11 protein-coding genes are annotated in these 13,799 nt (G+C 67.6%); all 11 read right to left on the bottom strand.

Going from position 1 to position 13,799, the window contains the following annotated elements; translation table 11 throughout:
* Positions 1-17: 17 nt before the first annotated feature.
* Positions 18-251, bottom strand: coding sequence for a DUF465 domain-containing protein (locus BLV47_RS11710; protein ID WP_016965577.1), 234 nt, complete (start codon positions 249-251; stop codon positions 18-20).
* A 134-nt stretch (positions 252-385) separates the two neighbouring features.
* Positions 386-3,034, bottom strand: coding sequence for an ATP-binding cassette domain-containing protein (locus BLV47_RS11705; protein WP_092313613.1), 2,649 nt, complete (start codon positions 3,032-3,034; stop codon positions 386-388).
* A gap of 78 nt (positions 3,035-3,112) precedes the next feature.
* Positions 3,113-4,831 (bottom strand): ATP-binding protein, encoded by a 1,719-nt coding sequence (locus tag BLV47_RS11700; RefSeq protein ID WP_092313610.1) that lies wholly within the window; start codon positions 4,829-4,831, stop codon positions 3,113-3,115.
* 230 nt (positions 4,832-5,061) lie between these two features.
* Positions 5,062-5,721, bottom strand: a complete 660-nt coding sequence (locus BLV47_RS11695) for a DUF799 domain-containing protein (RefSeq protein ID WP_092313607.1) — start codon at positions 5,719-5,721, stop codon at positions 5,062-5,064.
* The gene (locus BLV47_RS11690; RefSeq protein WP_092313604.1) at positions 5,718-6,089 is read right to left on the bottom strand and encodes a DUF4810 domain-containing protein; all 372 of its coding nucleotides are present in this window, start codon (positions 6,087-6,089) and stop codon (positions 5,718-5,720) included. Before BLV47_RS11690 ends, BLV47_RS11695 begins: the two co-directional genes overlap by 4 nt.
* A 27-nt stretch (positions 6,090-6,116) precedes the next feature.
* Entirely contained in the window at positions 6,117-6,776 is a 660-nt protein-coding gene (locus BLV47_RS11685; protein ID WP_167365693.1) for a CsgG/HfaB family protein, read from the bottom strand.
* A gap of 264 nt (positions 6,777-7,040) precedes the next feature.
* Entirely contained in the window at positions 7,041-10,121 is a 3,081-nt protein-coding gene (locus tag BLV47_RS11680) for an error-prone DNA polymerase (protein ID WP_092313598.1), read from the bottom strand.
* A complete protein-coding gene (locus BLV47_RS11675) occupies positions 10,118-11,533 on the bottom strand; it encodes a Y-family DNA polymerase (RefSeq protein ID WP_092313595.1) in 1,416 nt (471 codons plus the stop codon). Before BLV47_RS11675 ends, BLV47_RS11680 begins: the two co-directional genes overlap by 4 nt.
* Positions 11,534-11,540: 7 nt before the next feature.
* Positions 11,541-12,158: a translesion DNA synthesis-associated protein ImuA gene (gene imuA, locus BLV47_RS11670; protein WP_092313592.1), complete on the bottom strand. Its 618-nt coding sequence runs from the start codon at positions 12,156-12,158 to the stop codon at positions 11,541-11,543.
* Positions 12,158-12,775, bottom strand: a complete 618-nt coding sequence (lexA, locus tag BLV47_RS11665) for a transcriptional repressor LexA (protein WP_092313589.1) — start codon at positions 12,773-12,775, stop codon at positions 12,158-12,160. The genes imuA and lexA overlap by 1 nt, the downstream gene beginning before the upstream one ends.
* Positions 12,776-12,813: 38 nt before the next feature.
* The gene (locus BLV47_RS11660) at positions 12,814-13,731 is read right to left on the bottom strand and encodes a LysR family transcriptional regulator (RefSeq protein WP_092313586.1); all 918 of its coding nucleotides are present in this window, start codon (positions 13,729-13,731) and stop codon (positions 12,814-12,816) included.
* Positions 13,732-13,799: the final 68 nt, after the last annotated feature.

The raw sequence follows: 13,799 nt of genomic DNA, 5'->3' as shown, positions 1-13,799 counted from the left end.
TCGTCACAGGGGGAAGGTCAGGAACCGGCGGTGAGTTTCTCGGAGATTTCGTCCTTGATCAGCAGGCGCTTTTCCTTGAGTTTCTTCAGTTCGTCGTCGGCAGCAGCCGCCGCTTCGGCCTTGAGCACCTGATCGTCGATGATGTTGTATTTGTCGAACAGCGCATTCAGATGGGGGTCACTGGCCCGACGTTTCTGAATGTCTTCCTTACTGCAGCTCAGGTCCTGGTAAAGGTCGTGGGTCACCGGCATGGAACACCTCCGTGGTTGATGGCAGCAAGGGCGTGGTGACGCCCCTGCCGGAGATCAGAATGGCCTTGGCGCCCCGGGTCTGTCGACCGTTAATCAGACCAGCGGTAACCGTTCGTCGCCCGCCCTGCCCTGGATCAATGCCCGGCCAGGGCCTGGGCCAGAAACGCCGCGGTACGGCTGTCGCGCTGCCGAGCCACATGCTCCGGCGTGCCACAGGCCACCAGGGTGCCGCCCTGGTCCCCCGCGCCCGGGCCGATGTCCATGACCCAGTCGGCCTGGGCCACCAGGCGCATGTCATGCTCGACCACCACCACGCTGTGCCCCGCCTCCACCAGCTTGTCCAACTGGGCAAGCAAACGGTCCACGTCCTGCGGATGCAGGCCGGTGGTGGGTTCGTCGAGCACGTACAAGGTCGCGCCCCGGGCATTGCGCTGCAGTTCGGTGGCCAGCTTGATGCGCTGGGCCTCACCGCCGGACAGCTCGGTGGCCGGCTGCCCCAGACGCAGGTAATCCAGGCCGATGTCGCGCAGCACTTGCAGGGCGCGGCGAATGCCCGCTTGCTCGGCGAACACCGGCAAGGCCTGCTCGACACTCAGCTGCAGCACCTGGGCGATGTTCAGGCCCTGCCAGGTCACGGCCAGAGTCTCGGGGTGGTAACGGGCCCCATGACAAGTAGGGCATGGGGCGAAGACGCTGGGCATGAACAGCAGCTCGACGCTGACAAAGCCTTCGCCCTCGCAGGCCGGGCAACGGCCCTTGGCCACGTTGAAGGAAAACTGCCCGGCGTCAAAGCCGCGCTCCCGGGCCTCGGGGGTGGCGGCAAACAGCTTGCGCACCTGATCGAACAACCCGGTGTAGGTCGCCAGATTGGAGCGCGGAGTACGGCCGATGGGCTTCTGGTCCACCTGCACCAGGCGCTTGATCTGCTCCAGGCCGGCACTGACCCGACCGCCACTGCTCGGCGGCGCGTCGTCTTCCAGGTCCAGCTCCGGCGCCTCCTCGCCGCCGCCCACCTTGCCCAGATGGGCCCCCACCAGCTCCAGCAGGGCCTGACTCACCAGGCTGGACTTGCCGGAGCCGGACACCCCGGTCACCGCGGTGAAGCAACCCAGGGGGAAGGCGGCATCCAGGTCCTTGAGGTTGTTGCGGCTGACACCCTCCAGGCGCAGCCAGCCCCGGGGCTGGCGCGGGGTGCGCCGGGTCGGGGCCCGCTCGGCGAACAGATAGGCCCGGGTCGGTGAGGCCATGACCGCCGCCAGCCCCGCCGGCGGCCCGCTGTACAGCACCTGGCCACCGCGCTCCCCGGCGGCCGGCCCCACGTCCACCAGCCAGTCGGCACGGCGCAGGGTCTGCAGGTCATGCTCCACCACGAACAGCGAGTTGCCAGCAGCCTTGAGCCGTTGCAAGGCCTGGAACAGCGCTTCGGCATCCGCCGGATGCAGGCCCGCCGAAGGCTCGTCCAGCACGTAGATCACCCCGAACAACTGCGAGCCCAACTGGGTCGCCAGGCGCAGGCGCTGCAATTCGCCGCTGGACAGGCTCGGCGTGCTGCGCTCCAGGGCCAGGTAGCCCAGTCCCAGGTCGGTCAGGGTGCCGACCCGCTCCAGCAGGTCCTGGGCGATGCGTTGCGCGGCCAGGCGTTTCTCCGGGGACAGGTTGGGCGTGCGCCGCACCTGCGGTGCGCCCTGGACATGCCGCGGCTGGCGCGCGGCACGGGTCTGGGCATGGTTCGGCACCGACTCATCGGCGGCGGCCTGCTCCAGATAAGCCGCGGCCGCCACCGGCCGCAGCACCTCGGCCAGTTGCAGCAACGGCAGGCGCGCCAGCTCGCCGATATCCAGCCCGGCAAAGGTCACCGCCAGGGCTTCGCGCTTGAGCCGCTTGCCCTCGCACTGTGGGCACGGGCTGCCGCGCATGAACTGCGCCACGCGCTTTTTCATCAGCGCGCTCATGGTGTGGGTGAAGGTGTGCAGCACATAGCGCCGGGCGCCGCTGAAGGTGCCCATGTAGCTCGGCTCCTGTTTGCGCTTGAGGGCCTCGCGGGTCTGCTCCGGGGTCAGCCCGGCGTACACCGGCACCGTGGGGGTTTCCTCGGTGAAGAGAATCCACTCACGCTGCTTTTTCGGCAGTTCGCGCCAGGGAATGTCGACGTCGTAGCCCAGGGTCACCAGGATGTCCCGCAGGTTCTGCCCCTGCCAGGCCAGCGGCCAGGCGGCCACGGCGCGCTGGCGGATGGTCAGCGAAGGATCGGGGACCATGCTCGCTTCATCGACGGCATAGACCCGGCCCAAACCGTGGCACTCCGGACACGCCCCTTGGGGGGTGTTCGGTGAAAAGTCCTCGGCATAGAGCATCGGCTGCCCCGGTGGGTAGCTGCCGGCCCGGGAATAGAGCATGCGCACCAGGCTGGACAAGGTGGTCACGCTGCCCACCGAGGAGCGCGTGCTCGGCGTGCCGCGCTGCTGTTGCAGGGCCACTGCCGGCGGCAGACCGTCGATGCGATCGACGTCCGGCACCCCGACCTGATCGATCAGGCGCCGGGCATAGGGCGCCACCGACTCGAAATAGCGCCGCTGAGCCTCGGCATACAGGGTGGAAAACGCCAGGGACGACTTGCCCGAGCCGGACACCCCGCAAAACACCACCAGGGCATCCCGGGGAATGTCCACGTCGACATTCTTCAGGTTGTGCTCGCGGGCGCCGCGCACCCGGACAAAACCGTCGCGCTCAGAAGGTGGCGTGCTCGCCAGGGCATCACGGGGGACATGGGACGAAGAAGTCATGAACCTGCCTGCAGTTGGACATCGGAAGGGACGCAAACCCACCCCGGGGCTGGCCCTGGTGCGGCTGTCTGAATCGGCTCAGCCCCCCAGCAACGAGCGCACCATGGCGCTCAGGTCCTCGGGGGCGTAGGGCTTGCTCAGCAGGTGGGTATCCGGGCTGAGCTGATGATTGCGCGAGATCATGTCCCGGGTATGCCCCGAGGTGAACAGCACCGCGACCGGCGGCGCCTGGGTCCTGGCCCAGGTGGCCAGGTCGGTGCTCTTGATCTGCCCGGGCATCACCACGTCGGTGAAGATCAGATCGACCACCAGCCCCTGCGCCAGCAGTTGCATGGCGGCATCGCCGCTGGCCGCGGAGCACACCTGATAGCCCTCGTGCTTGAGCATCTCCACCGCGGCGCCACGCACATCGGTGTCGTCCTCCACCACCAGGATCCGCTCCTGGCCCGCGCTCGCCCGGGGCACCGGGCCGGCGGCCGACAAGGCGGGCCGAGCGGCGCTGCGGGCAAAGTACATCTGCACCCTGGTGCCCTGCCCCGGACGGCTGAGAATCTCGATATGGCCACCGCTCTGCTTGACGAAGCCGAACACCATGCTCAGCCCCAGGCCAGTGCCATGGCCGTCGGTCTTGGTGGTGAAGAACGGCTCGAAGGCCTGCTTCAGTACCTCGGCGGACATGCCGCCACCGCTGTCGGCCACCGTCAGCCGCAGGTACTGGCCGGGGCTCAGGTCCGTGCCGGCGCAGAACCTTCGGTCCAGCAGCAGATTCTCCACGCTGATGCCGATGGTGCCCTCGCCGGCCATGGCATCCCGGGCGTTGATCGCCAGGTTGAGCACGGCATTCTCCAGCTGGTTGCGATCCACATGGATGCACCAGGGCTCGGCGGGCAGTTGCACCTGCAGGCGAATGGTTTCCCCCAGTGCCCGTCGCAGCAGTTCAGCCAACCCCTGATCCAGTTCCCGGGGATCGTACAACGCCGGTGACAGCGGCTGGCGCCGGGCGAAGGCCAGCAACTGGGCCGACAGCTTGGCTCCCCGCTCCACCGCCGTCAGCGCGGCACGGGTGCGGCGCTGCACATTGCCGTTGTCCGGCTCGTGCCGGGCCAGCAGGTGCAGGTTGCCGGCGATCACCTGCAACAGGTTGTTGAAGTCATGGGCCACACCGCCGGTGAGGCCGCCAATGGCCTCGAGCTTCTGTGACTGGCGCAGTTGCTCTTCGGCGGCCATGCGCGCGTTGACCTCCTCCAGCACCCGCTGTTCGAGACTGCGCGCCATCTGCCGCAGGTTGTCCTCGGCGGCCTGCCGGCGCTGTTCGGAAATCACATGGCCGGTGGTTTCCACGACGATGGCGATCACCCCGGCCGGCGCCTGGTCGTCGCCGGCCACCGGGCTGTAATAGAGGTCCAGCCAGACGCTTTCCGGCTCGCCATTGCGCAGCAGCACCAGCTCCTTGTTGCGATAGGACAAGGTGCCGCCACTGAGGCAGGTGTGCATCACCCCGCGATTGAACTCGGCCACTTCCGGCCACCCCAGCTCCACCGCACAGCCCAGCAGATAGGGATGGCGGCCGCCGGCGAATACCGCGTAGGCATCGTTGTAGATCATGTAGCCCAGCGGGCCCCAGAGCATCACCATCGGCACCGGCGAGCCGAGCATCAGCTGCACCGTGCTGCGCAGACTGTGGCTCCAGTTGCGCAATGCACCCAGGCTGGTGACGGACCAGTCGAACGCCCGGATGCGTTCGGCCATCTCGCCTTTCCACCCCTGGCACCCGTGATGATCTGATAAGAACGGCATGAACGGACTCTGCGAAAAACGTGATACGGCATGGGTTTTCAGGAGATTGCAGCGCAGCCTCCAGAGCCTTTGAGCACAGCCTTTGCCGATGGTTTCACGGAAATTGCCGCGGCCCGGATCAGCCGATCCGGGGCGAACCTGAAAGAACAGGATAGGCGATGCCGTCCGGTCCGGGAGGACGCCTGCGGGCGCCCTCCCGGCCACAGGCGGATTGCCCGCCCGTCAGGACCTCAGTCGGTGCCGTATTTCGGCGAGCGCGGACCGTACAGCAGGCCGGTGCGTTGCCCGGCCGACAACAGGCGCTGGCTGGTGATGCCGGCGATCGGGTGCCCGGCGTCGGTGCTGGTGTTGATGATCTGCTTCACCGCGGCGGTGATCAGCATGCCCACCAGGCCACCGTTGTTGCCGTTGTTGCCTTCCTCGCTGGAAGCCCGGGCGCTGCCGGTCCACAGGGTGGTGCCGGTCTTCAGGTCCACCAGGGTGGCGGTGGCGGTGACCACCGTCTGGCTGCTGATCAGCATGTAGCTGGTGCCGTATTCCTTGACCGTGATGTACAGCCCGGCGTCGGCGCCGAAGATCTCGTTGAGCTTGGCCGGCGACAGGCCATGGATGTCCGCCGGGGTGGTCAGGCCGTTGTGGCGGAAGGTTTCATCCACCACGGCAATCGGCATCACGTAGTAACCGGCTTCGGCCAGGGGAAAGGTCACCTGGGACAGCATGCTGTAGGTGGCCTTGACGTCCGGCGATTCATTGAGCGGCGGCAGCACCAGGATCGACTTCGGCCGGGCCTGCTTGTAGGCCGAGTAGTCCACGGTCTTGGGCGCGGCGCAGCCCACCAGCAGGCTGACGGCCAACAGGCCCAGGAGGTTGCGCAAGGTGGTGAAGTTCATTGGGCAGCTCCCTGCTTGGCGTTTTTCAGCAGAAAGTCCATGTACGAGGCAGACTCGGGGAACAGCGCCTTCTCGGTATTGAACTGCTGCACCATCTGGTCATCCTTGCCCAGGCCCGCGTAGAGCATGCCCAGGTGCGCGTGGTAACCCGGCGGTACCGCCCTGCCGGTGGACTTGATCTTCTGCAGGTCGCGCTCCAGCGCCTCGACCTGGGCCTCGCGGGCTTCCTCGCCCTTGAAGTATTCGTAGGTCTGGGCCTGGTAGGTTTCCCACTGGTACAGCGTCTTCGGCCCGCTGCAACCGGCCAGCAAAACGCTGCCCAGCAAGGCGCCGGCCAGCAGTGGCCGCGCGGTGATTGTCTTGAACATGCTTCGTCTCCCTGTTAGCAGTGCTGATCAGCGGCCGGGTTTCCAGGCGCCAGTGTCGATGGCCTCGACCATGCGGTTGACCGCCTCGCGCATGGCCAGGTCCAGCACCTTGCCGTTGAGGGTCGAGTCGTAGGAGGCGGTGCCGCCGAAGCCGATCACTTCACGGTTGGACAGCGCATACTCGCCAGCGCCCTGGGTCGAATAGACCACTTCGGACGTGCTGATGTTGACGATGTTCAACGCCACCTTGGCGTAGGCCACCTGGGTCTTGCCGCGGCCGAGAATGCCGAACAGCTGGCGGTCGCCGGTTTCCTTGCGGCCGAACTCGGTGACGTCGCCGGTGACCACGAAATCCGCGCCCTTGAGTTTCTGCGCCTGGCCCTTGAGCGCCGCTTCCTGCTGGATCTCGCCCATGTTGTCGCGATCCAGCACGTTGAACCGGTTGGTCTGCTGCAGGTGGGTGATGAGGATGGTCTTGGCCTGGCCGCCGAGGCGGTCGACGCCGTCGGAGAAGATCCCGCGCATGTAGCTGGAACGGTTATCGAACTTGCCCACCGCCATCGGCACCCGGGCCCCGGTCCACACCTGGCTGGCGCTCTGGACCTTTTCCACCGGCAAGGCGCGGGAGCTTTCAGTGGCGCAACCGCTCATGCCCGCCAGCACCGCCAGTGCTACGCCGGACAACATCAACTTCGAGATCAATCTCACTCCAGGTTCCTTTTTGAGTATCCATTAAACGCACTTTCGCCCTGCCGCACGCGCTCCGAAACCCGGTCTGTGCGGGCTGGGCAAGGGCAGTCAGGGCGTTGTGAAACTTGATGCAGGGGGCAGCATCGGCGGCGATTATGCCAAAACGCCATCATTGCGAAAAGGAATAAAAAAGCTTGACGTCATTCTCTTGACTGGCCGCTTCAGCGGTCGCTCCGACCCTTGCGGCAAGTGCCTGATCCCTCAGCGAAAATCCCGACTGCGCACGCTGATGCCATCCAGCAGCGGGCTCAGGTCCGTCAGGCGCCCGGCAATCAGGTGGCGCACTTCACCCTCGCTTTCCAGGGTGCCGTCGACCTTGAGCAACTGCGAGCCCACCAGCACCCGGCGCTGGCGCTCGGCCAGATCGCGCCAGACCACCACGTTGACGTTGCCGAACTCGTCTTCCAGGGTGACGAAGGTCACTCCGCTGGCGGTACCCGGACGCTGGCGTCCGGTGACCAGCCCGGCCACGCTCACCGAACGCCCGTGTTCCACCGCCAGCAGCTCGCGCGAGCTGCGGCAACGCCGGGCCTTGAGCTGCGCACGCAGCAGCGCCAGAGGATGGGGCCCCAGGGTGGTGCCGAGGCTGTGGTAATCGGCCTGCAGATCCTCGCCGACACTCGGCCGAGGCAGGTTCACCGGGGCCTCCTCCTGGCGTGGCAGATCGGCGAACAGCCCCAGTTGCTTCTCCACCCCGGCCACTTCCCAGCGCGCCCGGTAGCGATCCCCGGCCAGCGCCCGCAGGGCTCCGGCATCCGCCAGCAGTTCCTGGGCCCGGACATCCAGCCGGGCCCGCTCGGCCAAGTCGGCAATATCGACAAAGACCCGCTGCCGGCGGGCGCTTTCGATGCGCAGGCCATCCTCCTGGCGAAAGCCCTTGATCATGCGCAGCCCCAGGCGCAAGGCCGGCTGCCCGGACTGGCCCTGTTCAGCGTCCAGGCTGCAGTCCCAGTCACTGGCGCTCACATCCACCGGCAAAATCTGCAAGCCGTGGCGCCGAGCATCCTGGAGGATCTGGTCCGGGCTGTAGAAACCCATGGGCCAGCTGTTGATCAGGGCGCAGGCGAAGGCCGCCGGTTCGTGGCACTTGAGCCAGCAGCTGGCGTAGGTCAGCAAGGCAAAGCTGGCGGCATGGGACTCGGGAAAGCCGTAGCTGCCAAAGCCCTTGATCTGCTCGAAGATCTGCGCGGCGAACGCGTCGCTGTAGCCGTTCTTGCGCATGCCCAGGCGCAGCCGTTCGCGGTGCGGTTCCAGGCCGCCGTGGCGCTTCCAGGCGGCCATGGAGCGGCGCAACTGGTCGGCCTCGCCGGGGGTGTAGTCGGCGGCGACAATCGCGATCTGCATCACCTGTTCCTGAAACAGCGGCACCCCCAGGGTGCGCTTGAGCACGCCTTCAAGCTCCGGAGACGGATAGGTTTCCGGCTCTTCACGGTTACGCCGGCGCAGGTAGGGATGAACCATGCCGCCCTGGATCGGCCCGGGGCGGACGATGGCCACCTCGATCACCAGGTCGTAGAAGTTCTGCGGCCTGAGCCGGGGCAACATCGACATCTGCGCCCGGGACTCGATCTGGAACACGCCGATGGTGTCGGCGCGGCCAATCATTTCGTAGGTGGCGCGGTCTTCGGCCGGAATGCTGGTGAGGCTGTAGCGCTGGCCGCGGTAGCCGTGGATCAGGTCGAAACAGCGGCGGATGGCGCTGAGCATGCCCAGGGCGAGGATGTCCACCTTGAGCAGGCCGACCATGTCCAGGTCGTCCTTGTCCCACTGGATCACCGTGCGCTCGGCCATGGTCGCGTTCTCCACCGGCACCAGTTGGTCCAGGGGCTGCTCGGAAATCACGAAGCCGCCGGGGTGCTGGGACAAGTGCCGGGGAAAGCCGATCAATTGCCCGGTCAGGCTCAGGACCCGGCGCAGCACCGGGCTCTCGGGGTCGAAGCCGACCTCCTGCAAGCGCTCGACGCTGGGCGGGGTGTCGCTCCAGTGGCCGCAGCAGTCGGCCAGGGCGTTGACCTGATCCGGCGGCAGGCCCAGGGCCTTGGCCACATCGCGCACCGCCCCGGCGCCGTGGTAGGTGCTGACCACCGCGGTCAGCGCCGCGCGGTGCCGGCCGTAACGCTGGAACACGTACTGCAGCACCTCTTCGCGGCGCTCGTGTTCGAAGTCGACGTCGATGTCCGGCGGCTCGTTGCGCTCGCGGGACAGAAAGCGCTCGAACAGCAGGGTCGAGCGGTCCGGGTCGATCTCGGTGATGCCGAGGACGAAACACACCACCGAGTTGGCCGCCGAGCCCCGGCCCTGGCAAAGGATGTGCTGGCGCCGGGCGAAGTCGACGATGTCGTGCACGGTGAGGAAATAACTCTCGTAGCCCAGGTCGCCGATCAACTTCAGCTCATGCTCGATCTGCTGCAGTACCTCGACCCGGGCCCCGGCGGGCCAGCGGCGCAGAATGCCGCGCTGGGTCAGCAGCCGCAGCCAGGACCCGGCGTCATGCCCCTCGGGCACCAGCTCCCGGGGGTATTGGTAGCGCAGTTGGCCGAGGTCGAAAACGCAACGCCCGGCGATGGCCAGCGATTCGTCGAGCAGGACTTGCGGGTACAGGCCTTGCAGCACCTCGATGGGGCGCAGGTGACGCTCGCCGTTGGCAAACAGGCGTTGCCCGGCCTCGGCCACCGGCAGGTGATGGCGGATCGCGGTCATGGTGTCCTGCAGCGCCCGGCGCCCGCGCACGTGCATGTGCACATCGCCACAGGCCACGGCCGGCAGCCCCAGTTGCCGGGCCAGGGCCAGCCGCTGTTGCAGGTGCCGGGCATCGTCCTGGCCGCAATGCAGCTCCAGCGCCAGCCACAGGCGCTCGGCGAACACCTGCTGCAACCAGCGGCCCTGGGCCAGCGGCTCGCCGGCGCCCGTCAGCCACAGGGCCAGCAGCCCCGGCAAGGGCTCGGCGAAGTCCTCGCGCAGCAGACGATAACTACCCTTCTCGGCCCGGCGCCGGGCCCGGGTGATCAACCGGCACAGGCCCTGGTAACCCGCCAGGTCCTCCACCAGCAGCACCAGTCGCGGGCCGTCCTCGACCTGCATTTCGCTGCCGACGATCAGCTTCAGGCCGCTGTCGCGGGAGGCCTGCCAGGCACGGACGATTCCCGCCAGGGTGCATTCGTCGGTGATCGCCAGGGCCTGGTAGCCCAGGGCCTTGGCGCGCTGGAACAACTCGGCGGCACTGGAGGCGCCGCGCTGGAAACTGAAGTTGGACAGGCAGTGCAGCTCGGCGTAAGCGCTCATGCGAACCAGCCTTGCAGGAGCAAGGGCCCGGGTTCGCCCACCTGACGATAGGCCCAGCCCTGCTGGCCGGCCGCGGTTTCGATCAAATAGTAGTCGCGGCGTACGTCGGCGCCGTCCCACCAGCCGGACTCGATGCGCTCCGGGCCCATGAGAATCCGCACGCTGCCTTCGTTCAAGGGCTGCACTTCGCTGAACAGCCAGCCGGGGCGGCGCAGCCCGGGGTTGGCCGGGCACGGCTGCGGGTCGGCCTGGGGTTGCCAACTGCGCTCCGGTCGATGATCGGCGCGATACCCCAGGCCCTGCACCGCGTCATCCCCCAGGCGCGCCCGCAGGCGTTCGCGCAACTGCTCCCAGGGCAGGTTCTGCTGCGGGCGCTCATCGAACAATTCCGTGTGCCGGGGCACGAACAGCGGCAGGTCCTCGGCCACCAGCCGCAGGTTGCGCACCGGCGCCGGCACCTGGATCTGCTCCAGGCGCCCGCGGGCCAATTCGAACAGCATCGCCGGGTCGCGCTCGGCGCTGAGCAGCCCCACCGGGATCAGGGTGTCGGCGCCTTCGGCGTGTTCCAGGTGCAGGGCAAAGCGCTGCACCCCGCTGTCGCGACCACAGAGAAAGGCCGCCAGGTCGGCGGTCAGCCGGCGCAGGGGAAACAGCAGCGCCTGGTGCGACAGCACATCGAAATTCAGCTCGATGCGCAGGTCGAAACGGTCCGGCGGCTGATAGAACGCCAGCCCCAGCGGACGCTCGCCGAGCAGGGTATCCAGGTGCTTGAGCAAGCGGCCGTCAAAACGCCGGGCCAGGCTGGGCCGGGGCAGCTCCCGCAGTTGCTGGAAGCTGCGCACCCCCATGCGCGACAGGGCCGTGGCCTGCTCCGGGGCCAGCCCCAGACGCTCGATGGGCATGCACTCCAGGGCCTGGAGCAAAGCCTCGCCGTCGGCCACCGCCAAGCCGTCATAGGCATTGGCCAGGACCCGGGCCGCCGCCGGATTGGGCGCGGCAACGATCCGATGGCGAAAGCCCAGGGCCTGCAACTCTCGGCGCAACCGCGCCTCCAGTTGCGGCCAGGGGCCGAACAGGCCCAGGCTGGATTCGATCTCCAGCACCAGGGTACGCGGGTAGGCCACGCTGACCTGGGAACTGAAGCCATAGGCCCAGGCGGCGAGAAACTGCTGCCAGTGCTCGATCTGCCGGGGGTCGTATTCGGCGCTGGCAAAGGCTTTGGTCAGGGCCTGGGCGGCAGTCAGCGATTGCCCGGGGCGCAGGCCCAGCTCGCGGGCGGCGCCGTTCACCGCCTGGATCACCCGGCGCTGCGGGGTGCCACTGAGCAGCGCCAGGGGCGCCTCGGGTTCGGCGCGCTGACGCAACACCGCGTCCAGCGCCAATTGCGGGAACAGGATACACACCCAGCGCATGCCAACCTCAGTGCCCGGCGGGCCAGGCAATAGGCGCCGGATGGGCCAGCCCGCCCCGGCACTTGAGCACCCGCAACTGCACAGGGCGGCCCTGCACGCTGATCCTCAGGGCCGCCGGCGACGGGTTGTGCGCAGCCTCCAGGGGCCGATAGGCGAAGGCCAGGGTCTGGCCACTTTCCGCCGCCACCTGCAGGCGCCGCAGGGCGCGATCGTCGACCTGCCGCGGCCAGCACAGCACCGCGCCGCAACTGCCGGAACGCAGGCACTGCTCGGCGGCCCACAGGGCATCGCGCTCCCCGGCCTGGATGATCGACAACTGGCGCACATCCACCCCGGCGTTCTGCCAGGCCTGGGGATAGGGCACGAACGGTGGCGCCACCAACACCACCCGCTCCCCCGCCGCGGTCAGCCGCGCCAGGCTCGGCCACAGCAACTGCAGCTCGCCCAGGCCCTGGGCGGCGATGAGGATTTCCGTCAGCGCAGCCTCCGGCCAACCGCCCGTGGGCAGCACCGCATCCAGAGCGGCATGCCCCGTCGGGTGCAGGCTGACCGGCGCGGCCGCCGGGCGGCCTTTCCATACCCGTCCGCCATTGAACAGGGTATCCAGTGCGACCACGGCGCCCATCAGCCTGGCCTCACCAGGCCGCAGAACACGCCCTCGATAAACAGCTCGTGCTCGGCGCTGACCTCGATCGGCTGGTAGGCCGGGTTGCGCGGCAGCAGGCGGATGCCCTGGCCCTTGCGCTCGAAACGCTTGATGGTCACCTCGCCATCCAGGCGAGCGATCACGGTCTGGCCGTTGCGCACCTCGCTGCTGCGGCGCACCGCCACCAGATCGCCGTCGAGAATGCCGTCATCGATCATCGAGTCGCCCTGGACCCGCAGCAGGTAATCCGGAGTGCGGGAGAACATCCCCGGGTCCAGCCACAACTGACCGTGGATTTCTGCATCGACGCCAATCGGCGCACCGGCGGCGACCCGCCCCAGCACCGGTATTTCCAGCAGCTCGGGGCGCCGTGGCTGGTTGAGCAGGCGAATGCCCCGGGCCTGATGCGGGTTGACCTCGATGAACCCGGCCTGGGTCAGCGCCAGCACATGCTTGCGCGCCACGCTGCGCGAGGCGAAACCAAAAGCCTCGCTGATTTCAGCGAGGCTCGGGGGCTGGCCGTGATCGGCGATGCGCTCGCGGATAAAGGTCAGGATGGCGCTGCGGCGGGGAGATAAAGTCGTCATGGAGTACATTTGTACTCCTCTCGGATTTATCTGACAAGAACCGCCAATCAGTCCAGTCCGTGGCGGGCCAGAAAGCCGCCGACATAGTCGATGAACGCCTGCACCTTGGCGGTCGCCCGCCGGTGGCTGGGGTACACCGCGAGGATGTGCGGACCGAAGCTGTCCGGGTCGATCTCATAGTCGGCCATGACCTGCACCAGACGCCCGTCAGCCAGGTACGGCGCGGCGCTCCACAGCGGAGTGTGCAGCAGGCCGCGCCCGGCCAGGGCATTGGCCAGCAGCAGGTCGTAATTGTCACTGCGCAGGCGTGGCGCCTGGGGCTGGGGCAGGCTCAGGCGCTGGCCATCGCGCTCGACCCACCAGAACTCCCGGCTGAGCAAGGGGTGGCGATACAGCAGCCATTCATGCTCTTCCAGGGTCTGCGGGTTCACCGGCCGGCCCTTGCGCGCCAGGTAGACCGGGCTGGCGCACAGGGCCAGGCGGTTGCTCCCGACCACCCGGGCAATCAGCCCCGGCAGGTCGTCATGGCCTTCGCGCAGGGCCAGGTCGTAGCCGCTTTCCAGCAGGTTGACGAACTCGTCGCACAGGTCCACCTGCAGATTGATCTGCGGGTACTGCTCAAGAAAACCGTCACACACCTGATCGAGAAACGCCTGTCCATAGGCCAGCGGCGCGGTGACCTTGAGGTTGCCGCGCAGACCGTGCTGCAACTGCTCGACCTCCTCGCCCACCTCCTCCAGCCGCTGCAGCACCTGGCGCGCGGTCTCCAGGTAGAGCCGGCCGACTTCGGTGAGCACGATGCGCCGGGTACTGCGCTCGAACAAGCGCGAACCCAGCTCGGCCTCCAGATGGTTGACCGCCTTGGTCAGGGCCGACGGGGTCTTGCCCAACTGCTCCGCCGCCCGGCTGAAACTGCCCAACTGAGCGGTGACCACGAACATCTTCAAGGCACTCCACTTGTCCATGGTTTTTCCATCCAGGCAAAAATGTTTTTCGTGAATCGGCCGTTCTGCCCGCTGCGGGCAGCCCCTAA

The organism is Pseudomonas saponiphila (genome assembly GCF_900105185.1).
Taxonomy (GTDB): domain Bacteria; phylum Pseudomonadota; class Gammaproteobacteria; order Pseudomonadales; family Pseudomonadaceae; genus Aquipseudomonas; species Aquipseudomonas saponiphila.
The sequence above is the reverse complement of the archived record's forward strand: the minus strand, read 5'-3'. Positions and strand labels throughout refer to the sequence as shown.

Excerpts from the sequence above, each read along its gene's own strand:
- BLV47_RS11710 (WP_016965577.1), bottom strand. The coding sequence starts at position 251 with ATGCCGGTGACCCACGACCTTTACCAGGACCTGAGCTGCAGTAAGGAA.
- BLV47_RS11705 (WP_092313613.1), bottom strand. The coding sequence starts at position 3,034 with ATGACTTCTTCGTCCCATGTCCCCCGTGATGCCCTGGCGAGCACGCCA.
- BLV47_RS11700 (WP_092313610.1), bottom strand. The coding sequence starts at position 4,831 with ATGCCGTTCTTATCAGATCATCACGGGTGCCAGGGGTGGAAAGGCGAG.
- BLV47_RS11695 (WP_092313607.1), bottom strand. The coding sequence starts at position 5,721 with ATGAACTTCACCACCTTGCGCAACCTCCTGGGCCTGTTGGCCGTCAGC.
- BLV47_RS11690 (WP_092313604.1), bottom strand. The coding sequence starts at position 6,089 with ATGTTCAAGACAATCACCGCGCGGCCACTGCTGGCCGGCGCCTTGCTG.
- BLV47_RS11685 (WP_167365693.1), bottom strand. The coding sequence starts at position 6,776 with ATGTTGTCCGGCGTAGCACTGGCGGTGCTGGCGGGCATGAGCGGTTGC.
- BLV47_RS11680 (WP_092313598.1), bottom strand. The coding sequence starts at position 10,121 with ATGAGCGCTTACGCCGAGCTGCACTGCCTGTCCAACTTCAGTTTCCAG.
- BLV47_RS11675 (WP_092313595.1), bottom strand. The coding sequence starts at position 11,533 with ATGCGCTGGGTGTGTATCCTGTTCCCGCAATTGGCGCTGGACGCGGTG.
- imuA (WP_092313592.1), bottom strand. The coding sequence starts at position 12,158 with ATGGGCGCCGTGGTCGCACTGGATACCCTGTTCAATGGCGGACGGGTA.
- lexA (WP_092313589.1), bottom strand. The coding sequence starts at position 12,775 with ATGTACTCCATGACGACTTTATCTCCCCGCCGCAGCGCCATCCTGACC.
- BLV47_RS11660 (WP_092313586.1), bottom strand. The coding sequence starts at position 13,731 with ATGGACAAGTGGAGTGCCTTGAAGATGTTCGTGGTCACCGCTCAGTTG.